At 65.6% G+C, this 20,301-nt stretch carries 17 protein-coding genes; 11 read left to right on the top strand and 6 right to left on the bottom strand.

The genetic code is table 11. The annotated features are described in order from the left end of the window. Nucleotides 1–60: 60 nt before the first annotated feature. The 3 genes from ACQUQO_RS07185 to ACQUQO_RS07175 all read right to left on the bottom strand — a co-directional run bounded on the left by ACQUQO_RS07185 (nucleotide 61) and on the right by ACQUQO_RS07175 (nucleotide 2,215). Entirely contained in the window at nucleotides 61–276 is a 216-nt protein-coding gene (locus ACQUQO_RS07185) for an amidohydrolase family protein (RefSeq protein ID WP_435077287.1), read from the bottom strand. A gap of 161 nt (nucleotides 277–437) precedes the next feature. Continuing rightward, nucleotides 438–1,208 carry an ABC transporter permease gene (locus ACQUQO_RS07180; protein WP_435077286.1) on the bottom strand — a complete coding sequence of 257 codons (771 nt, stop codon included), beginning with the start codon at nucleotides 1,206–1,208 and terminating at the stop codon, nucleotides 438–440. Beyond that, entirely contained in the window at nucleotides 1,205–2,215 is a 1,011-nt protein-coding gene (locus ACQUQO_RS07175) for an ATP-binding cassette domain-containing protein (RefSeq protein ID WP_435077285.1), read from the bottom strand. The genes ACQUQO_RS07180 and ACQUQO_RS07175 overlap by 4 nt, the downstream gene beginning before the upstream one ends. Before the next feature lie 358 nt (nucleotides 2,216–2,573). On the opposite strand from ACQUQO_RS07175, the gene ACQUQO_RS07170 reads away from it, so the two are divergent. The 3 genes from ACQUQO_RS07170 (at nucleotide 2,574) to ACQUQO_RS07160 (ending at nucleotide 4,862) form a co-directional block, all read left to right on the top strand. Further along, nucleotides 2,574–4,337, top strand: coding sequence for a BCCT family transporter (locus ACQUQO_RS07170; protein WP_435077284.1), 1,764 nt, complete (start codon nucleotides 2,574–2,576; stop codon nucleotides 4,335–4,337). A 67-nt stretch (nucleotides 4,338–4,404) separates the two neighbouring features. Beyond that, complete coding sequence (locus tag ACQUQO_RS07165) at nucleotides 4,405–4,554, top strand: hypothetical protein (RefSeq protein WP_435077283.1); 150 nt, start codon at nucleotides 4,405–4,407, stop codon at nucleotides 4,552–4,554. A gap of 65 nt (nucleotides 4,555–4,619) precedes the next feature. Next, entirely contained in the window at nucleotides 4,620–4,862 is a 243-nt protein-coding gene (locus ACQUQO_RS07160; RefSeq protein ID WP_435077282.1) for a hypothetical protein, read from the top strand. 5 nt (nucleotides 4,863–4,867) lie between these two features. On the opposite strand, the gene ACQUQO_RS07155 is transcribed toward ACQUQO_RS07160, so the two are convergent. Beyond that, nucleotides 4,868–5,317 (bottom strand): universal stress protein, encoded by a 450-nt coding sequence (locus tag ACQUQO_RS07155; RefSeq protein ID WP_435077281.1) that lies wholly within the window; start codon nucleotides 5,315–5,317, stop codon nucleotides 4,868–4,870. A 51-nt stretch (nucleotides 5,318–5,368) separates the two neighbouring features. Continuing rightward, nucleotides 5,369–6,592, bottom strand: coding sequence for a threonine ammonia-lyase (gene ilvA, locus ACQUQO_RS07150; protein ID WP_435077280.1), 1,224 nt, complete (start codon nucleotides 6,590–6,592; stop codon nucleotides 5,369–5,371). Between the two features lie 229 nt (nucleotides 6,593–6,821). Here ilvA and ACQUQO_RS07145 point away from each other — a divergent pair, with 229 nt between their 5' ends. The 5 genes from ACQUQO_RS07145 to ACQUQO_RS07125 all read left to right on the top strand — a co-directional run bounded on the left by ACQUQO_RS07145 (nucleotide 6,822) and on the right by ACQUQO_RS07125 (nucleotide 15,080). Then, entirely contained in the window at nucleotides 6,822–7,793 is a 972-nt protein-coding gene (locus tag ACQUQO_RS07145; RefSeq protein ID WP_435077279.1) for an ornithine cyclodeaminase family protein, read from the top strand. Between the two features lie 115 nt (nucleotides 7,794–7,908). Next, entirely contained in the window at nucleotides 7,909–8,505 is a 597-nt protein-coding gene (locus ACQUQO_RS07140) for an AsnC family transcriptional regulator (protein ID WP_435077278.1), read from the top strand. Between the two features lie 103 nt (nucleotides 8,506–8,608). Then, nucleotides 8,609–11,203, top strand: coding sequence for a heavy metal translocating P-type ATPase (locus ACQUQO_RS07135; RefSeq protein ID WP_435077277.1), 2,595 nt, complete (start codon nucleotides 8,609–8,611; stop codon nucleotides 11,201–11,203). A gap of 308 nt (nucleotides 11,204–11,511) precedes the next feature. Continuing rightward, complete coding sequence (locus ACQUQO_RS07130) at nucleotides 11,512–13,365, top strand: ABC transporter substrate-binding protein (RefSeq protein WP_435077276.1); 1,854 nt, start codon at nucleotides 11,512–11,514, stop codon at nucleotides 13,363–13,365. A 35-nt stretch (nucleotides 13,366–13,400) separates the two neighbouring features. Beyond that, entirely contained in the window at nucleotides 13,401–15,080 is a 1,680-nt protein-coding gene (locus ACQUQO_RS07125; RefSeq protein ID WP_435077275.1) for a gamma-glutamyltransferase family protein, read from the top strand. Between the two features lie 5 nt (nucleotides 15,081–15,085). Here ACQUQO_RS07125 and ACQUQO_RS07120 read toward each other — a convergent pair whose 3' ends face one another. Next, nucleotides 15,086–16,357 (bottom strand): OFA family MFS transporter, encoded by a 1,272-nt coding sequence (locus tag ACQUQO_RS07120; RefSeq protein ID WP_435077274.1) that lies wholly within the window; start codon nucleotides 16,355–16,357, stop codon nucleotides 15,086–15,088. Nucleotides 16,358–16,634: 277 nt separating this feature from the next. Here ACQUQO_RS07120 and ACQUQO_RS07115 point away from each other — a divergent pair, with 277 nt between their 5' ends. The 3 genes from ACQUQO_RS07115 to ACQUQO_RS07105 are packed head-to-tail and all read left to right on the top strand — an operon-like array spanning nucleotide 16,635 to nucleotide 20,286. Further along, entirely contained in the window at nucleotides 16,635–18,065 is a 1,431-nt protein-coding gene (locus ACQUQO_RS07115) for an APC family permease (protein WP_435077273.1), read from the top strand. Nucleotides 18,066–18,102: 37 nt separating this feature from the next. Beyond that, entirely contained in the window at nucleotides 18,103–19,368 is a 1,266-nt protein-coding gene (gene kynU, locus ACQUQO_RS07110) for a kynureninase (RefSeq protein ID WP_435077272.1), read from the top strand. Nucleotides 19,369–19,389: 21 nt separating this feature from the next. After that, complete coding sequence (locus ACQUQO_RS07105; protein ID WP_435077271.1) at nucleotides 19,390–20,286, top strand: alpha/beta hydrolase; 897 nt, start codon at nucleotides 19,390–19,392, stop codon at nucleotides 20,284–20,286. The last annotated feature ends 15 nt before the right edge of the window (nucleotides 20,287–20,301 follow it).

Below are 20,301 nucleotides of genomic sequence, written 5' to 3'. Positions count from 1 at the left end.
TCTCTACGCGGTTTCTGACGATAAGCCCATCACGCCAGCGCTGTCTACGTGTTTCACTCCTTAACCGAACACGGATGGTGGGTCGATGAATCCGGGAAGGACCGCATGACCGGTCGCGTCGACGACTCGGTCACCGTCGTATCGGTCAGTGACGTCCGTCGTCGACCCGACATCGACGATTTCGCCGTCATCGATGGCGACTGCGCCGTCGTCGATGGTTTCGCGAGTCGGGTTCATCGTCACGATACGGCCGTTCTCGACGAGCAGCTCGACCATGCGCAGTCGATGAGCCACTGGTTACATAACTGTGTGTCCTCAATCCCGGATATTGCCGTGGTCTGACCGATGATGGCGACAGGGGGGAGTGCGTCGACCGAGACGGCCATCTAGTAGGCTCTCGACCGCGACGAGAGGGGCGACATCGGTCTTTCAACGAGTCAGACGGCCTCGACGCGCTCGAAGAGGTATGCACCGAGCGAGACCATCACGACCGAGGAGACCACGAGCGCGCCGAAATCGACCACTACCGGGTACGTGGATGCGCCCACCAGCGCGGCGCGAAGCCCGTCGACACCGTAGGTCAGCGGGTTGATGAGCGCGATGTACTGCACGACTTGCGGCAGGCCCGAGATGGGGTAGATCGCCCCCGAGAGGAAGAACAGGGGAAAGACGATGAACTGGACGATGAGCGAAAAGCCCTCGCTGTCGGAGAACTGCGAGGCCAGCGCGATGCCGAACCCGACGAACGTGACCGCGATGAGGACGAGAAAGACCGCCGCCAGCGGTATCGACAGCCAGCCGGCAAGCTCGAAACCGAGCGGAATCGAGAGGGCGAGGATGAGCACGGCCTGGACGATGGCCGTCGTCGAGCCGCCGGCGATGCGACCCAGCACGATGGAGGTGCGACTCACCGGTGCGACGAGGATTTCCTTCAGAAATCCCACGTCCTGGTCGGAGAGTATCGCCAATCCGGCGAACGACGCCCCAAGAAGCATGGTGAAGCCCATGATGCCGGGCACGAGGTACTGGAGATAGTCGACGCCGGCCGGGAGACCGGGGATGGCTGCGCCGCTGAAGCCGAAACCGAGAAAGACCAGAAACATCAGCGGAAACGTCAACGAACCGATTATCTGGGAGGGCGTCCGCAGGAACCGTTTGACGTCCCGGAGCCACAGCCCGTAGACCCCGAGCGGGTCGACGAGGCTCATTCGGCGACCTCCGCGGCTTCGGCCGCCCGGTTCCCGGCGTCGTCCGCTTGCCGGTCGGCATCGTCGGCTTCGCGCTCGGTGAAGGTGCTCCCGGTCAGCGAGAGGAAGACGTTTTCGAGGCTCGGTTTCCGAAGGTCCACCGAGGCGATGGCCGCACCCGCCTCGTCGGCGAGGCGAACGAGGTCGGCGACCCGCCTGTCGCCGTGGGCCATCGTGACCGCGACGCCGTCGTCGGTCTCGGTGTACTCGCGCACCCACGGCTGCTCGTCGAGGCGAGCGAACAGTTCTCGACCCGCGTTCTCCAGCCCGAGCGTGACGACGTCGCCCCCGAGGGAATCCTTGAGCGCCTCGGGGGTATCGACCGCGACGATTTCACCGTGGTCCATGATGGCGACCCGTTCGCAGAGGAAGTCCGCCTCGTCCATGTAGTGGGTCGTGATAACGATGGTCACGTTCGACTGTTCGTTGAGCCGTTGGATGTACTCCCAGGTGTCCCGGCGGGTGCGCGCGTCGAGTCCGGTGGTGGGTTCGTCGAGGAAGAGTACCTCCGGTTCGTGCATCAGTCCGCGACCGATTTCGAGGCGACGCTGCATCCCGCCCGAATAGCTCTCGACGGGATCGTCGGCCTCCTCGGCGAGGTCGACGAGGTCGAGCACGTCCGGGATGCGTCGCTCGCGCTCGGCCCTTCCTTTCCCATACATTCTGGCGTGAAAGGCGAGGTTCTCGGCACCCGTGAGTTCCTCGTCGACCGCCGGCTCCTGGAAGACGATTCCCAAACTGTCGCGCACGGCCCCGGTCTCGTCGTTGATGTCGTGGCCGTTGACGTACGCGGTGCCCGACGTCGCGTCCAACAGCGTCACGAGCATGTTGATGAGCGTCGATTTGCCCGCGCCGTTCGGCCCGAGCAGCCCGAATATCTCGCCGCTCTCGACGCCGAAGGACAGGTCGTCGACCGCCGTGACCGTCCCGAACTCCTTGGTCAGTCCGTCGACTCGTATCGCGTCCATCGATTACACTAACTGAACATTCAGTTCATATAACCCTGTTGCATCGTACCGTTCCCATCGAACCCGGGACGGCGCTCATCGCCGTCGCCCTCACGGTCGGCGGCGCTATGGTCACCCTCCACCGGTGGGCCGTCACGGACGTTCGACCGTCAGCCTCGACGCGAGCGGAAGGGTTATACGGCTGGTTGGACATTGGTCCGATGCGTCACGCGCACGCCCATCAACCGACGATTCGCTGGCCGAACACTCACTGAAACGACGACATACCAGAGCATGCACCACTCAAAAGTCAAAAATATGACACGAGTGATGGACTTCCCACACGACACCGAGCGCGGCCTTCACACGGAGCACGGCGATGGCTGACTCCGAGGAGACCACCGGCGAGATGTCCGAAGGGTTGCAGGTCGAACTGTTTCACCCCGACTCCGACCGCGAGCCGGGCGATACGAACTATCAGGGATTCGGTTTCGACATCCACCCCGTCGTCTTTCCGGTCGCGCTGGCACTCATCGCGCTGTTCGTCGCCGCGACGATACTGCTCGGCGACCAAGCGGCCACCGTCTACACGAACGTTTTCAACGCTATCAACAAGTATTTCGGCTGGTTTTACATCCTCGCGGCGAACGTCTTCATCGTCACAGTCCTGTACTTCGCGGTGAGCAAGTACGGCCAGATACGCATCGGCGGCGTCGAGGCCGAAACGGAGTTCAGCACGTTCTCGTGGATGGCGATGCTGTTCAGCGCCGGCATGGGTATCGGTCTCATGTTCTTCAGCGTCGCCGAGCCGATGTACTTCTTCGACGACATCCCGCCCTTCTTCGCCGGCGCTGGCAGCGCACAGGCGAACACCGCCGCCGCGGCCGGGCCGGCGCTGGCCCAGACCTTCTTCCACTGGGGTATTCACCCGTGGGCGGTCTACGCGCTCGTCGGTCTCGGACTCGCCTTCTTCTCGTTCAACCGCGGCCTGCCCCTCACCTTCCGGTCGATCTTCTGGCCGCTGCTCGGCGAACGCATCTACGGCTGGCCGGGCCACGTCATCGACCTCGTCACGGTCTTCGCCACCCTGTTCGGTCTGTCGACCTCGCTCGGGCTGGGCGTCGCACAGGTGAACACGGGCCTCGACGTCGTCGCCGGCCAACTGTTCGGTGCGAGCGTCCCGGTCGGGACGTGGCCACAGGTGGCGCTCATCGCCGGTATCACGCTCGTCGCCACCGCGTCGGTGGCCGCGGGTCTCGAAGGCGGCGTCAAGCGCCTGAGCACCCTCAACCTCTATCTCATGTTCGCGATGCTCGGCTTCCTGCTCGTCGTCGGCCCGACCATCTATATTCTCGACGCGCTCGTCGGCGGCCTCGGCACTTACCTCGTCAACCTGCCCGGCCTGAGCCTCTTCACCGCCGCGTTCGCCGCCGGCGAGGGCGCGAAGGAGTTTCTCGGCTCGTGGACGATTTTCTACTGGGGCTGGTGGATATCGTGGTCACCATTTGTAGGCATGTTCATTGCACGCATCTCCAAAGGGAGAACCATCCGCGAGTTCGTCTTCGGCGTGCTCGTGCTCCCCTCGCTGTTTTCGTTCGTCTGGCTGGCGACCTTCGGCGGGTCGGCGCTGTCGGCCCAGCTCGGCGGTGCCGGCATCCTCGCGGCGCTGTCGAATCAGGGCCAGACCATCGCCATGTTCTCGATGCTCTCGCAGTATCCCCTCGGCGCGCTCTCGTCGATCATCGCCACCGTCCTCGTGATAACCTTCTTCGTCACCTCCTCGGACTCGGGGTCGCTGGTGGTCGACCACCTGACCTCCGGCGGGAAACACGACGTGCCGAAGATTCAGCGGGTTTTCTGGGCGCTCACGGAAGGAGGCGTCGCCGCACTTCTCCTCCTCGGTGGCGGTCTCGACGCCCTTCAGACCGCCGCGGTCTCGACCGGGCTTCCCTTCGCCGTCATCCTCTTGGTGATGTGTTATACCGTCTATCTCGGCCTGCGAAACGAGTACGACATCCTCGAATCCGAGGAGTTCGCCGACCACATCGAGGAGATCACCGACCGCGAGGAGGTCGCGGTGACCTCTTCCGGCGGGGACGTCGTCACCGACATCTCGGAGGGTGAGACGACATCCGACGACTGACCCGTACGCCGACCGGCACTCGCGCCGTCGCTGCACGGGAACGTTGCTGCTGGAGCGAGCCACACCGATGAACGCGCCGGCAGCGGTGTTGGCGCTCCTCGCGGCCGCCGCGATGATGCTCGCGGTGGCCTTGATGAGCGCAGACAGGCTCGGCGTCGCCGGCGCGCTGTTCGTGAGCGCGAGTATTGTCATCTACCTCCGCGGGCGGTTCACGTAGCCGACCGTCGACAGCCCGGAACGCGACCCCGACTTTCATGTCGTCGGTCTTCGTACACCTCATCGATGTCCGCCATTCGTCGCTCACCCGGCCCTACCGCGGCGGAAGCGTTCACCTTCGGCATCGCAACGACCCTGACCGGTGTGCTCGCCGTCGTCGTCGCGCTCGTCTGGCTCGATATGCTGACGCTGGCCGGTGCGTTCGCCAGTCTCCTGGTGGGACTGCCGCTCGCGGCGCTGTTTGCGGCCTGCCTCCTCAGCGTTTGGCTCGGGTATAACAAAGACGCGACCGACGTGGCGCTGTCCTGAGCGCGCTACGGCCGTGATTCGAATTCGGTCATCTTGGTCGAGATCACCGGCACGGTCGCCGCCCGAACGACCTTCTCGGCGACGGTGCCGAGCAGCGCGCCGAAACGTCCCTGATAGCCCGTCCCCATCACGATGACGTCGAGGTCCTCGTCGGCGGCGTATCTGACGATCTCCTCGTGGACGGTCCCGCTCTTGATGGCGGTCGTACACTCGACGCCGGCCTCGGCGGCCATGTCGTCGACCGCCGCGGTGACGCGCTCGCCGTACTGTTCGTACTGTTCGCGGACCGCTTCCTCGTCGTCACGCAGCGAGAGCGCACGCGGGACGCCCGGCAGGTCCATGACGTACAGCGCGTGGACCGACCCGCCGAGCGCGCTCGCGAGGTCGATGCCGTGTCGGGCCGCCTTCCGCGCCTCGTCGCTGCCGTCAGTGGGGATGAGGATGCGGTCGTACATCGCTATCCCAATCGTCGCCAGCAGCCCATATAGCGTTTTGGATGGGTGGCGTCAGGCGTTCTCGTGACTGACCTCGTAGCCGTGGTCGCGTATCGACCGGATGACGGTGCGGGCGTGGCCGGCACCGCTGGTCTCGATCTCGAAGACGAGATACGCCTCGCCGACGGCGAGTTCCGGCACCGAGCGGTCGTGGCGGACGTGCCGGATGTTGGCGTCGTGGTCGGCGATGAGGCTCGACAGCTCGCCCATCTCGCCGGGACGGTCGGTGATGCGCACGCGCAGCCTGAGTATCTGCTCGCGGTCGGTGAGCGCGTGAATCAGTACCGTGCGTAGCATCGTCATGTCGAGGTTGCCACCACAGAGCAGCGCCAGCACCCGCTCGCCCTCGACGTCGAGGTCCTCGCTCAGCAGGGCTGCGACCGACGCCGCGCCGGCCCCCTCGACGACCTGCTTTGCCCGCTCCATGAGCAGGAGCACCGCACGGGTGATTTCGCCGTCGGTCACAGTAATGACCTCGTCGACGTGTTCGTCGATGAGCGAAAGGGTGAGTTCCGAAACCCCGCCGGTAGCGATGCCGTCGGCGATGGTGTTGACCGAATCGAGCGTGACGGGCATCCCCTTGTCGAGGCTGTCCGGCACCGTCGCAGCCCCCTCGGCTTGCACGCCGACGACGCGCGTCTCCGGGGCGAGTTCGCTCACGGCCGTCCCGATGCCCGAAATCAGTCCGCCACCGCCGATTGGCACGACGACGGTATCGGCGTCACAATCCTCGCACATCTCGATGCCCAGCGTTCCCTGCCCGGCGACGATGGCGGGGTCGTCGTAGGCGTGGACGAACGCGGTCGCATCGTCCTCGACCAACCCCCGTGCGTGGTCCATCGCCGCCTGGAAGTCCTGGCCGACGAGTTCGACCCGTGCGCCGTAGCCCCGGGTCGCATCGACCTTCGCCTGCGGGGCGGCCGTCGGCATGACGATGGTCGCGTCGATGCCGAGTTTCGTCGCCGCCAGCGCCACCCCTTGGGCGTGGTTGCCGGCGCTCGCCGCGACCACCCGCTCGACAGTGCCATCGGCAACGAGCTGTGAAATCTTGTTGTACGCGCCGCGGGTCTTGAACGAGCCGGTCCACTGGAGGTGTTCCATCTTGAGGGAGACCTCGCCGCCGGTCAGCTCGTCGAGCGAGGTGCTCCGTTCGACCGGGGTGCGTTTGACGACCGACTCGTCGTCGAGACGGTCGCGGGCTGCCTCGACGTCCGTGAACGTGACTGATTCGTCCATCCGGCTCACCGACCGGTTCGTGTCGTTTCGGGCCGGTCATCGACATCGCCACCTACCCGTTTTCGTCTTCCGTGCGGTACGCTGTCCGCCGAACGGTCTCCGTTCATGCCCATTCCGGACCCATCGAGCGTCAACGGAGTAAGCTTTCGGTCGAAAGAGCTGTCGAGGACGCTCACGTCTCCGCCACCGCGGAGCAACACCTAACCCGAAGACCGCCGACGTTCCGCATATGGTTCTGGTACTCTCCGACGACGATATCGAGGACGTACTCACTCTCGAATCGCTCGCGTCGGTCGTCGAACGCGCGCTCGTGAAACAGGGCCGCGGCGAGGTCGAGCGCCCGGAGCGCCCGCACTACCCAGTCGGTATCGGTCTCGACGGTCCCGACCCGCTCGGGACGGGTCTCGTCATGCCCGCGTCCGTCCACGGCGACCCGTACTTCGCCACGAAGCTCGTCGGCGTTCACGAGGACAACCCCGAGCGCGACCTCCCGACGATTCACGCCCAGGTCGTCCTCGCGGACGCCCGCACCGGCCGGCCCGTCTCGTTCATGAACGGCGGCACCATCACGAACGCCCGCACCGGCTGTATCGGCGGCCTCGCGGCCCGCGACCTCGCAACCGAACCGGTCACGCTCGGGGTCCTCGGCGCTGGCGCGCAGGCACGCTGGCAGACCCGCGCCATCGACGCACTCACCGACCTCGATTCGGTGTGCGTGTACTCGCCGAGCGACTCCCGCGAGGAGTGTGCCGCCGACCTCCGCGCCGAGGGTATCGACGCGACCGCCGTCGACGCGCCGGCAGCCGCAGTCGCGGGGGCATCGGTCGTCGTGACGGCGACCACGAGCGCAGAGCCGGTGTTTCCCGCGGGCGCGCTCTCACCGGGGGCGCTCGTGATCGCGGTCGGTGCATACGACGAGCGCTCGCAGGAACTCGAAGCCGCGACCTTCGAGCGCGCCGCCCGCCTGTTCGCGGACGTCCCCGAGGAAGTCGCCGAGACCGGCGACGTCCGTGCGACCGACCTCTCGGCCGAGGACTTCGTGGCGCTCTCGGCGGTGCTCGACGGCGAGGCGGACCGCGCGTCCGCGGAGGAGGTTCTGGTCGTCGAGAGCGTCGGGACCGCGGTCCTCGACGCCGCGACGGCCGCCGAACTCTACGAAGCCGCGGAAAGTGCCGGCGTCGGCACCGAACAGCCGCTCTAACGCGTCCGAACGCAATCGGGTTTTCGTTTCGATAGCCATGTCCGACCGTCCGAGAACAATCGATTCCAAAGCGGTGTGCGCAAGGATATTTATTTACCCATGCCCTCGCGTGAGTGTGCGCGACCTCGACGAGACCGACCTCGAACTCCTCGAACTGTTGCTGAGCGACGCACGCCGGCCGTGGAGCGAACTCGCGGCGGTGGTCGACCTCTCGCCGCCGGCCGTCGCCGACCGCGTCGAACGGTTGCAGGAGCAAGGCGTCATCCGGCGGTTTACGGTCGATGTCGACCGCTCGCAGCTCGGCGGTGGCGTGCCCGTGCTCCTCACGCTTACGGTCGAACCGGCGGTGTTCGACGCCGTTCGTGCGGCGCTTTCGAACGCCGACGCCGTCGAGTACGTGTTCACGACCGCCGAGGGCGACCTCCTCTGTTACGCGCGCGTCGCCGACGGCGACGTCCCGGCGTGGCTTTCCCGGACGGTGGAGACCGAACACGTCGCCGACTACGGCGTCGAACTCCTCACCGACGCCGAGTGGATGCCGTCCATCGAGGGGACCGAGTTCGCGCTCTCGTGTGCGGAATGTGGCAACACCGTGACCAGCGAGGGCGTTGTGACCCGCATCGGTGGCGACCTCTATCAGTTCTGCTGTCCCTCCTGCGAGACGCGCTTTGCGGAGCAGTACGAGCGGATGGAGGACGGAGCCACGGGATAGGTCGAGCCCCGTCTAGTGGCTTTCGAATCACAGGTTTTGATGGGGCATGGCGCGATAATCGTAACAGAAACCGCGTTAAACGTAGGTCACGTAGGTACAACCGATGAGTAACCGAACTGTCCAGCTCGACATCCGGGGCATGACCTGTGCGACGTGCTCCCAGTCGATAACGGACTCCATCGAGGGACTCGCGGGGGTGAGCGAGGCGACCGTCAACGACGCGACCGACGAGGGAACCGTCGAATACGACCCCGACGAAGTGTCGCTTGCCGAGGTCTACGCCGCGGTCGACGACGCCGGCTACGAGGCGGTGAGCGCCGCGACCACCATCGCCATCACCGACATGACGTGTGCGAACTGCGCCGAAACCAATCGAGGAGCGCTCGAAGACGTACCGGGCGTGCTTGCGGCGGAGGTCAACTACGCGACCGACGAGGCGACCGTCGAGTTCAACCCCGCCGACACCGACCACGAACAGCTCTACGGCGCAATCGAGGACGCGGGGTACTCGCCCGTGCGCGACGACGGCGACGAACACGAACAGGACCAGCGCGACGCCGCCCGCGAGGGCGAAATCCGCCGCCAACTCCGACTCACGCTGTTCGGTGCGGCGCTGTCGCTTCCCCTGATAGCGTTCATGGTCGAGAAGCTGCTGCTGGGTGGCGGAGCGCTTCCCGAGACGGTTTTCGGCGTCGAATTCGGCTGGGTGGAGTTCCTGCTTGCGACCCCAGTACAGTTGGTGCTCGGGCGGCCGTTCTACGAGAACGCCTACAAATCGGTCGTGAAAAACCGGACGGCGAACATGGACGTCCTCATCGCACTCGGCTCCTCGACGGCCTACATCTACTCAGTCGTCGTTCTCCTCGGTGTGCTCGCGGGGAGTCTCTACTTCGACACCGCCGCGCTCATCCTCGTGTTCATCACCTTTGGAAATTACCTCGAAGCGCGCTCGAAAGGGCAGGCTGGCGAGGCACTCCAGCAGCTGCTGGAGATGGAGGCCGACACCGCAACCGTCGTGGACGGCGAGGGCAACGAGGAGGAAATCCCGCTCGAAGACGTCACCGTCGGCGACCGGATGAAAGTCCGGCCGGGTGAGCAGGTTCCGACCGATGGCGTGGTGATTTCCGGCCGGAGCGCGGTCGACGAGTCGATGGTCACCGGCGAGTCGGTGCCCGTCGAGAAGGAGGCAGGCAACGAGGTGGTCGGCTCGACCATCAACGAGAACGGCGTTCTGACTGTCGAGGCCACCAAGGTCGGCTCCGACACGGCACTCCAGCAGATCGTTCAGACTGTGAAGGAGGCCCAGTCGCGCCAGCCCGACATCCAGAATCTCGCCGACCGCATCTCGTCGTACTTCGTGCCCATCGTCATTGCGAACGCGCTGCTGTGGGGCGTCGTCTGGTATCTGTTCCCCGAGGCGCTCGCGGGCTTCGTGAACTGGCTGCCGCTATGGGGACTGGTCGCTGGCGGCCCAGTGGTGGTCGGCGGCACGGTCTCGGTCTTCGAATTTGCAGTCGTCGTGTTCGCCTCCGCCGTGCTCATCGCCTGCCCCTGTGCGCTCGGGCTTGCGACGCCGGCGGCGACGATGGTCGGCACCTCCATCGGCGCGAAAAGCGGCATCCTGTTCAAGGGTGGTGACGTGCTCGAACGCGCCAAGGACGTCGATACCGTGGTGTTCGACAAGACTGGAACGCTCACCGAGGGCGCAATGGAACTGACCGACGTCGTTCCGCTCGACGAACGGATGACTGACGGCGGCGAACCGGCAGCCGACGGCGGCGCGGTACTCGAAGAGCGCTCGGAAATCGACGAGGAGACCGTGCTCCGCGCCGCAGCGAGCGCCGAATCCGGCAGCGAACACCCGCTCGCACAGGCAATCGTGGAGGGGGCCGACGAGCGCGGCATCGACCGCGTCGACCCGACCGAGTTCGAGAACGTCCCCGGTCACGGCGTGCGCGCGACGGTTGAGGGTGATGAGGTGCTCGTCGGCAACCGCACGCTCATGCGCGACAACGGCATCGACCCCACGCCCGCGACCGAGGACCTCGAACGGCTCGAAGACGAGGGCAAGACCGCAATGGTGGTCGCCCGCGGGGACACCCTGCTTGGAGTGGTGGCCGATGCCGATACGGTCAAGGAGAGCGCCAAAGAGGCGGTTGCGGCGCTCCGCGAGCGGGATATCGATGTGCACATGATTACCGGCGACAACGAGCGCACGGCCCGCGCGGTCGCCGAGGCAGTCGGCATCGACCCCGAAAACGTCCGCGCGGCGGTCCTCCCCGAGGACAAATCCGATGCCCTCGACGACATCCAGTCCGATGGCACGAAGGCGATGATGGTCGGCGACGGCGTGAACGACGCGCCGGCGCTCGCGACCGCTTATGTGGGTACTGCCATCGGCTCCGGTACTGATGTGGCCATCGAGGCAGCCGACGTCACGCTGATGCGCGACGACCCGCTCGACGTGGTGAAGGCGATTCGCATCAGCGACGGTACGCTCCGGAAGGTCAAACAGAACCTCTTCTGGGCGCTCGGGTACAACACCGCGATGATTCCGCTCGCCTCGTTGGGGTTGCTCCAGCCGGCGCTCGCCGCGGCGGCGATGGCGTTTTCGAGCGTCTCAGTCCTGTCGAACAGCCTCCTGTTCCGCCGGTACACGCCGGACGAGGACTATCGCCTGCTGTACAACTGGCGATAGTCCGAGGAGGCGTGTGCCTCGAAACGCCGCTGGCGCTTCGGCGGTACACGCCGGACGAGGACTACGAACTGCTCGGGTTCGTCCGTTAGTTCGCCGTTTCCGATTGAGGCGTGAGACATTCATATCCGACGGTTTTCCGTATCGGTTTCGCGCTGCCAAAACCGATTTGACAGCTCCGCCTTGTGGATGGTAAAACCGAAACCAATCGTTCAGTATTCGTGTTCGGTATCGATGCAAAACGCATGACAGCATGTGGTTTTCTCGGCAAAAGGCTCTAATGGATGAACCACTGCGTGGCGAGTGGTACAATGGCAACTGATACATCGTCAACAACCAGCACACAGACACGACGGCGATTCCTCAAGGCGACCGGTGCGGTCGCCGGCGGCGCTGCGCTCGCCGGCTGTACGGGCGGGAGCGGTGATGGTCAGGACAACGGTTCCAGCGGTAACGCCACCGCCGGGAACGGCTCCGGCAGTCGGAACGCCAGCGACGGCGGGGGCGGCGGCAGGACCACCAACGACCAACTCGACCTCATCAACTCGACGGTCTCGTCGTTCGACCCGATTGCGGCGTCGGACACCGCCTCGGGGGAAGTGACCACGCAGCTGTTCGACGGGCTGATGACGTATCCGAACGGCGAGGTCCCGGTCACGAAACTCATCGCTTCGGGCTACGAGGTCTCCGAGGATTACACGACCTACACCTTCACTCTCAAGGAGGGCGTCCAGTTCCACAACGGCACGGAGGTGACCGCGAGCGATTTCGTCTACAGCTACGAGCGGCTGGCGGGGTCGCCGAACTCACAGGCGGTCGCGGACATCCTCGATTCGGTCGGCATCGTCCACGAGACGAACAGCGATGGCTCCTACAAACCGAACACCCTCGCCACCGAGGCGGTCGACAAGTATACCTTTCGGTTCGACATCGAGCGACCGTTTCACGCCGCGTTGCAGGTCCTCTCGAACAACCAGTTCGCGGCCGTCCCCGAGGGTATCGTCGGCGACATCGAGGGCTATCAGGGACGGATGAAACAGGGCGAGTTCGCCAACGACCCAATCGGGGCCGGCCCGTTCCGGTTCGGTAGCTACCAATCCGGCACGAGCGTCAGCGTCGAGCGCTTCGGGAACTACCACGGGACGGGACCGAAGATCGCGGGCGTTCGCTGGCAGATAATCGAGGACACCAGCGCCATCTACAACTACGTGATGGAGCGCAACGCCGACGTCTTCAACGTCCCGACCGCCCAGTACAGCCAGAACAAGGCGACCATCGAGCGAACCGACGACAAGGGGCGTCGATTCGGCACCTATGGGCCGCTGCGCAACGGTGCGACGGTGAACTACCTCGAAGTCCCATCGCTATCGGTCTTCTACATCGGGTTCAACGTGCCGAACGTCCCGACACCCGTCCGGAAGGCCACCGCGTACGCACTCAATCAGGGTACCGTCGTCGACCAGGTGTTCAAGGGCCGCGGGCTGCCGGCCTACCACTACACGATTCCGAGCGTCTATCCCGGTGGACCGGATGCCTACGAGAAGCATGCCAAACGGAACTACCCATACGGCTACAACAAAACGCGGCTCGGGAAGGCAAAGCAGGTGATGGAGGACGCTGGTTATGGGCCGAACAACCAGTTCACGCTCGGGATGACCATCTACCAGTCCGAGACATGGCTCGAAACCGCACGGCTGCTGCGGGACAAGCTCGCGAGCGCCCACATCAACATGGAGATACAGCAGACGCAGTTCGCCTCGCTGCTCGAACAGGTTCAAAAGGGCAGCGTCGATGCGTTCACGCTGGGCTGGATCGTCCCGTGGGCCGCGCCGGACGCGTTCGTCAAACACCTCAACCCCGCGACCTCCGACACGAGTGCACGGTCGCCGGAGTCGTACACCAACCGCCCGACCGACACGCAGGCCGCCCAGCGCGCCATCTCGGCGTGGAAGAAAATCCAGAACAACACCGCACCGACGAAACGGGCCAAACAGGCCCGCAACGAGGCGTACGTGACGATGGAGGAGGCCAACTGGGAGACGATGGCCAGTCTACCCGTCTATCACGAGGTCACGCCACGCTTTTGGTATAACTCGGTCGACATCCCGCCGTTCGGCATCGCGGGCGACTACAAACAGAAGTTCAATCAGGTCACCCTCGGGTAGCCAGCTTTAGGAGGGTAGAGACCACGAACGAACACATGAGTACACCGGATTTGGACCGCTTCACCTCGCGCCGTTCGACCGTCTACGCGAACGAGGGCATCGTCGCCACCAGCCAGCCGCTCGCCGCCGAGGCCGGCGTCGAACTCCTCCGGGAGGGCGGCAACGCCTTCGACGCCGCCGTCGCCACTGCGGCCGCGCTCAACGTCGTCGAACCCACCAGTACGGGACTCGGTGGCGACGCATTCGCGCTCTATCGCACCGCCGACGGCGAGGTCGGTGCAATGTCCGCCTGCGGCGGCGCGCCCGCCGACGCGACAATCGAGAACGTCCGGCAATCCGTGCGCGACCACGAGAGGTCCGCCGAGTGGTACCCCGAAAATCGCGGCTCCGCGGTCGATGGTGGCGACGACACCGACGTCCTCGGGATGCCGTTTCTCGGTCCCCATGCCGTCACGGTGCCCGGAACTGCACGCGGCTGGGAGGCGACCGTCGAGCGGTACGGCCGGCGCTCGCTCGGCGCAGCGCTCGGGCCGGCGATTCGCTACGCGACCGAGGGCTATCCCGTCTCGGAGGTCATCGCCCACCACTGGCAGGCTGCCGAAGAACTGTTCACCGACCCACACGCTGCCGAGGCGTATCTCGACGACGGCGCTGCCCCCGCGACCGGCGAGCGGATTCGCCTGCCGCGACTCGGCGAGAGTCTCGAAACGATTGCCGAACAGGGTGCGGACGCGGTCTACGAGGGCGAAATCGGCGAACAAATCGTCAACGAAGTGCAGGAGAAGGGTGGCTTCCTCGCCGAAGACGACCTCGCGGGCTTCGAAGTCGAGTTTCCCGAACCGGTCTCGACGCACTATCACGGCGCGGAGGTGTACGAACTCCCACCGAACAATCAGGGTCTCATCGCGCTCGAAGCGCTGAACATCGCCGACGAGATCGATGCCGGCGACCACCCCCTCGAATCGCCGGAGCGCGTTCATTATTTCGCCGAGGCGACCAAGCGCGCCTTCCACGACGGCCACCGCCATATCACCGACCCATCATACGAGGACGTGCCGGCGCTCGCTGCCGACGAGTGGGCCGCACGGCGTGCGAGCGATATTGGCCAGACCGCGAGCGACGTGAGCTTCGGAGTACCCAACAGCCGTGCCGAGGACGCCGACACAGTGCTCCTGTGCGTCGCCGACGGCGAAGGGAACGTCGTATCGTTCATCAACTCACGGTTCGCCGGCTTCGGCTCGGGACTCGTCGCTGGCGATACGGGCATCGCGCTCCAGAACCGTGGCGCATCCTTCTCGCTCGACCCCGACCACCCGAACAGCCTCGCACCGGGCAAGCGCCCGTTCCACACGCTCATTCCCGGCGTCGTGGATTTCGCACCCGACCAGAGCCGGGAGGACTGGGCGGCCTTCGGCGTCATGGGCGGGTTCATGCAGCCACAGGGCCACGTGCAAGTGATTTCGAACCTCGTCGATTACGACCTTCCATTACAGGCGGCGCTCGACCGCCCGCGCTGGCGCTACCGCGAGGACGGCTCGCTCGCCATCGAGGGCCGCATCGGCGGGCATCTGGCGACGAAACTCGCCCGGATGGGCCATGACACCCGGGTTCTCACGCCGACGCAGTTCGGCGGCGCACAACTCGCCAGAATCAGTGATGGTGTGCTCTCGGGCGCGACCGAACCCCGAAAGGACGGCACGGTCGCTGGCTACTGAAACCCTCACTCGCCGCGAGTCGCCCGCTCGGGCGGTCTGAGCGCGAACGCGCCGACGGCCGCGAGCAGCGAGAGGCCGCCGCCGATGAGGAAGGTCGTCGACCACCCCACGAGCGTGATGAGCCAGCCGGCGACGACGCCGCCGAGCACGCCGCCGCCGACCTTGCCCATATAGACCAGCGCGTAGTTACTGGAGGAGTTGGCTTGGCCGTAGTAGTCGCCGACGATGCTGGGAAAGAGCGCGAACTGCGGACTCCAGAAGAAGGTCGTGATGATGACGGCAGCGACGAAGCCGATACCCGAACCGATGCGGGCGAACCAGACGAGTGCGAACAGTCCACAGCCGGTGAGAACCGCCGACGCGAGGATGAACCGTCTGCGCGAGAAGCGGTCGGAGACGCCGCCGACGACGATGCGACTCAGCCCGCCGACGAGTGCGAGAATCGTCGCCGAGGCGGTGGCGACCGTCGCCGCGAGACCGAACTGCTGGGCGAACGAAACCACCTTCGCCGTCAGCATCAACCCGGCGGTGTTGACGAAGGCGAACATCGTGAGTAAGTCCCAGAACTGCCATGTGCGCAGCATCTCGCGCCACGTGTAGTCACTATCGGAACGGGCGGATGCCGTCGCCTGCCCGCCGTCGGTGCGTCCGCCCAGCCAGTCGGTCGGCGGGTCCCGGAGCACGACCGCGCCGACGAGGACGCCGACGCCAATCAGGAGACCCATGTTGCGGAGCACCGCGGAGTAGCTGCCGACGGTCGCGTTCGCACGGACGTAGGGGATGAACGCGGCGCTGCCGGCGGCGAAGGCCATCGTGCCGACGCCGGTGGTGAGACCGCGCCGGTCGGGAAACCACTTGAGTGCCGTGTTGACGGCGACGGTGTAGACGATGCCGACGCCGATGGCCCCGAGCGAGTAGAGCACGTATACTTGCCAGAGGCTGGTTGCGTAAGCCAGCCCGAGATAGCCGCCGCCGGCAAGCACGCCGGCGAGCAGGCTGATGCGGCGCGGGCCGTGGCTGTCGCGCCACGTCCCGACGGGGAACTGCGAGAGCGACTGGAAGGCAACGAAGAGGGTGAAGACGAGTCCGAGCGCCGACAGCTGGATATTGAGGTCGGCCGCGAGTGGTCCCTCGATGGACGACCACACGTATTGATAGGGGCTGATGAGTGCCATCATCACCGCCGCGGCGACGATCTGCCACCACCGCGAGTAGCCGAGCGCCTCGCGTGCGCGGGCGCTGTAGTCGACGGAACCATCCTCGGCGGACGACGCCATCGTCTTAGCGCGCCGTTGCCGGCCACGTAGTCGAAATCCTGTCCCGAGTGTTCCGGCCGTCAGCTGCGTTTGCTCTCACTACTGTCATGCCGACTCGGAGAAGTTTATAAACACCGCTATCGGGACGATTCGCATCGCCGCTATCGGTTGTGTCGGTCAGTTCACCGTCCCGCGTCGGGTCGCTCGATACGACCGTGTCCAGTAACTCGCGCGACGGGTACCTCCGCGCCTCCGGAAAGCAAGGGTGATGGGCGGCGGCTTCGTTGTCTGCACATCGATGAGTACAGCAGGACGTCTCAGTCGCAACCTCTCGTGGATACACAGCGTCGCGGTCATCGTCGGCACGATGGTCGGCGCGGGCATCTTCGTCGTCACCGGCACGGCGGCCGAACTCATGGGTCCCGCAGTCCCGCTCGGCTTTCTCGCGGGACTTCCCGTCGTCTTCGCGACCGCGCTCGTCTACGCGGTCTACATGAGCGGGCCGCTCGGCGAGCATCCCGGCGGAGCCTACATGCACATCTCGCGGACGTGGAACTCGACGCTCGCCGGCTACGTCTTCATCTGGCTGAAGGTCGTCGCGTTCATCGGCGCACAGGCGGTCTTCGCCATCGGTTTCGGCAACGCGGTCCGCTACTGGCCCGCGCTTCGATTCCTCTCGGCCGAATGGTGGGCAATCGCCTTTCTCACAGTCCTCTTCGTCCTCCATCTCGTCGGCGTCGACGTCTTCGGGCGTGTGCAGGCGCTGATGACTGGTCTCCTCGTCGCGGTCCTCCTGTTGCTCGGTCTGCCCGGTCTGCTCCACATCGACCCCGGGAACTTCTCGCCGCTGTTTCCCGCTCAGTTGTACGCCGACGGCATCGTCGGCCCGTTCGTCGCCGGCACGAGCGCACTCTTCTTCTCGTACATCGGCTTCGAATCGCTCGCCCAGACCGCCGGCGAGACCGAAAATCCCCGCGAGACCCTGCCGCGCGTGTTCGCGGGCAGCGTCCTCTTCATCGGCTTGCTCTACCTGCTCGTGAGTGTCGTCGTCCTCGGCATCCTCCCGTGGGAGGCGGTCGCGCAAAGTGAGACGCCGCTCACCGACGCCGCCGCGACGTACTTCCCGGTCGGAACAGCAGGAGTCGTCGCCGTTGGCAGCCTGCTCGCGTACGCGACGACCGCCAACGCCGGCTACATGGCCCCGAGTCGGGTTCTCTACGCGCTCGGGCGTGACCAGCTGCTCCCCGATACGCTCACGCACGTCAACGACCGCTTCGGCACGCCCGACATCGGTCTCGCCCTCACGTGGGCGATTGCCGTCGCGTTCGTGCTCACCTCGACGTTCTCCTATGCACTGAACATCTCGCTGGCCGCACTCCTGTTCATGTACACGGCCCACGCGCTCTCGCTCGTCTCCCTGCCTCACGTGAACCCCGAACTGTACGAGGAGAGCGGGCTGCAGTTCACCCCGGCGACGCTCGCCGTCATCGGGCTGGTGAGCGCCGGTTCGATGCTCGTCTTCCTCTCGCAGACGCTCTCGCCGGAGACGTTCGGACCGGCTCTCGGACAGTTGCTCGCCGGAAACGTCGGTGAGGCGCTGCTTTCGAGCAGCCTCCTTCTGTTGGGTATCTGGCTCGCCGTCGGTCTCGTGGTCTATGCGGGCTACCGACTCTCGACCGACGGCGAACTCCCCACACGGCTGCCGTTCGCGTTCCTCGAAGGCGAGTGAGCGAAAGAATACTGTACATCCGACGAGTCCCACCAATATGACCTTCGACGCGACGCGCGAGGGAGCCCTCGCGCGCGACGAGCGGGACCCGCTTGCCGAGTTCGCCGAGCGGTTTCACACCGCCGACGGGCTGTATCTCGACGGTAACTCGCTCGGACCGCTCTCGACGGACGCCGAGCGGACGCTCGACCGCGTCATCGAGGAGTGGCGCGAGTATGGGATCCACGGCTGGACCGACGGCGAGCCGCCGTGGTTTCGATACGGCGAGTACCTCGGCGACCGCCTCGCGCCGTTGCTCGGCGTCGATGGCGACGAAGTCGTCGCTGCAAACTCTACGACGGTGAACATCCACACGCTCGTCGGCACCTTCCTCGATACACTCGATGGCCGGCCGACAGTTTTAATCGACGAACTCAACTTCCCGACCGACGGCTACGCCGTCCGCGCCCAGCTCCGCCAGCGTGGGTTCGACCCCGACGACCGACTCGTCGTCGTCGAAAGCGACGACGGACGGACGATTGGCGAAGGCGACGTCGTTGCGACACTGGAGGAGAGCGATGTGGACCTCCTCCTGCTCCCGTCGGTGCTCTATCGCAGCGGCCAGCTGCTCGATATCGAGCGTATCGCGGCGGCTGCCAATGAGTACGAAACGCTCTGTGGGTTCGACCTCGCGCACTCAATCGGCGTCGTCCCGCACGACCTCTCGAACATCGATTTCGCCGTCTGGTGTAGCTACAAGTACCTGAATGCGGGTCCCGGAGCCATCGCCGGTTGCTACGTGAACGAACGCCACTTCGGCACCCAGCCCGCACTCGCCGGCTGGTGGGGCCACGAGAAGGACACTCAGTTCGAGATGCGTTCGACATATACGCCGGCTGGGACCGCGGGCGCGTGGCAAATCGGGACGGTTCCGATGCTGAGCGCCGCCCCACTGGAGGGCGCACTCGACGTCACGACCGAGGCCGGCATCGACGCCATTCGCGAGAAATCGCTCGCCCTCACCGAGTACCTGATTGCACTCGTCGACGAGCGCCTCGGCGAGGCGTTCGCCGTCGGCACGCCGCGCGAACAGTCCCGGCGGGGCGGCCACGTCGCCATCGAACATCCCGCGGCGGAGCGAATCGTCGCGGCACTCGCCGCCCACGGTGCCGTGGTCGACTTCCGCCCGCCGAACGTCGTCCGCGTCTGTCCGGCACCGCTGTACACGAGCTACGGCGACGTCTGGGAGTTCGTGGCGACGCTTTCCGACATCGCCGAATCGGGCGCGCACGAGGGTTTCGACCCCGATGGAACCGTCACGTAGCCCTCGGCAGACCGCCGCGCGGTGCCAACCGATAAATACCGACCGCCGGAACCTCTCGCCGTGCTCTACCGGGAGTTCGCAACCCAAGAGGAGTTGGACGCCCAGTACGACGTCAGCGAGAGCGTCGCGGACGCGACGGAGTACGCCGAGTTCTACACCGAGAAGAGCCGCGAAGCTCGTGGGGACCTCGACTGCCGTCTCGACGTGTCCTTCGGTCCGACGGTGGCCGAGCGTCTCGACGTCTTCCCCGCCGACCGGCCGAACGCTCCCATCCTCCTGTTCGTCCACGGCGGCTACTGGCACAGCCGCAGCGCCGAGGAGTTCGACTTCGTCGCCCGCGGTCCCGTCTCGGCTGGCGTGACGACCGTCGTCATGAACTACGCGCTCTGTCCAGAGGTCTCAATCGACGAAATCGTCCGCCAGACCCGCGCCGCCGTCGTCTGGCTCGCCGACCACGCCAGCGAGTTCGGTGCCGACGGCGACCGCATCCACGTCGCCGGCCACTCGGCGGGCGGCCACCTGACGGGGATGCTGCTGACGACCGACTGGGCGGGGAAATATGGACGGTCGGCCGACGTCATCGAGGGGGCCTGCACGATAAGTGGTCTATTCGACCTCGAACCGTTTCCGTACACGTGGCTCCAGCCGAAACTCCAGCTGACGTGGGACGAGGTCCGGCGCAACAGCCCGATTCGCCACCTGCCCGACGACGCGCCGCCACTGCTGGTCAGCTACGGCGCGGACGAGCCAGCCGAACTGTGCCGCCAGTCGGAGGATTTCCTGACCGCGTGGCAGGAGCACGGTCTCAACGGCGCTCGACTCCCACAGCCGGGAGCCAACCACTACACGGCCATCGAGGGGTTCCTCGACGCGGACAGCCGCCTCTGTTCGGCCATCGTGGAACAAATCGAGGACTGAAATCACCGTCCGCTC

Origin of the sequence: Halococcus sp. AFM35 (assembly GCF_051195015.1) — an archaeon.
Taxonomy (GTDB): Archaea; Halobacteriota; Halobacteria; order Halobacteriales; family Halococcaceae; genus Halococcus.
Note: the sequence above shows the minus strand (reverse complement) of the source record. Positions and strands in the feature narration are given on the sequence as shown.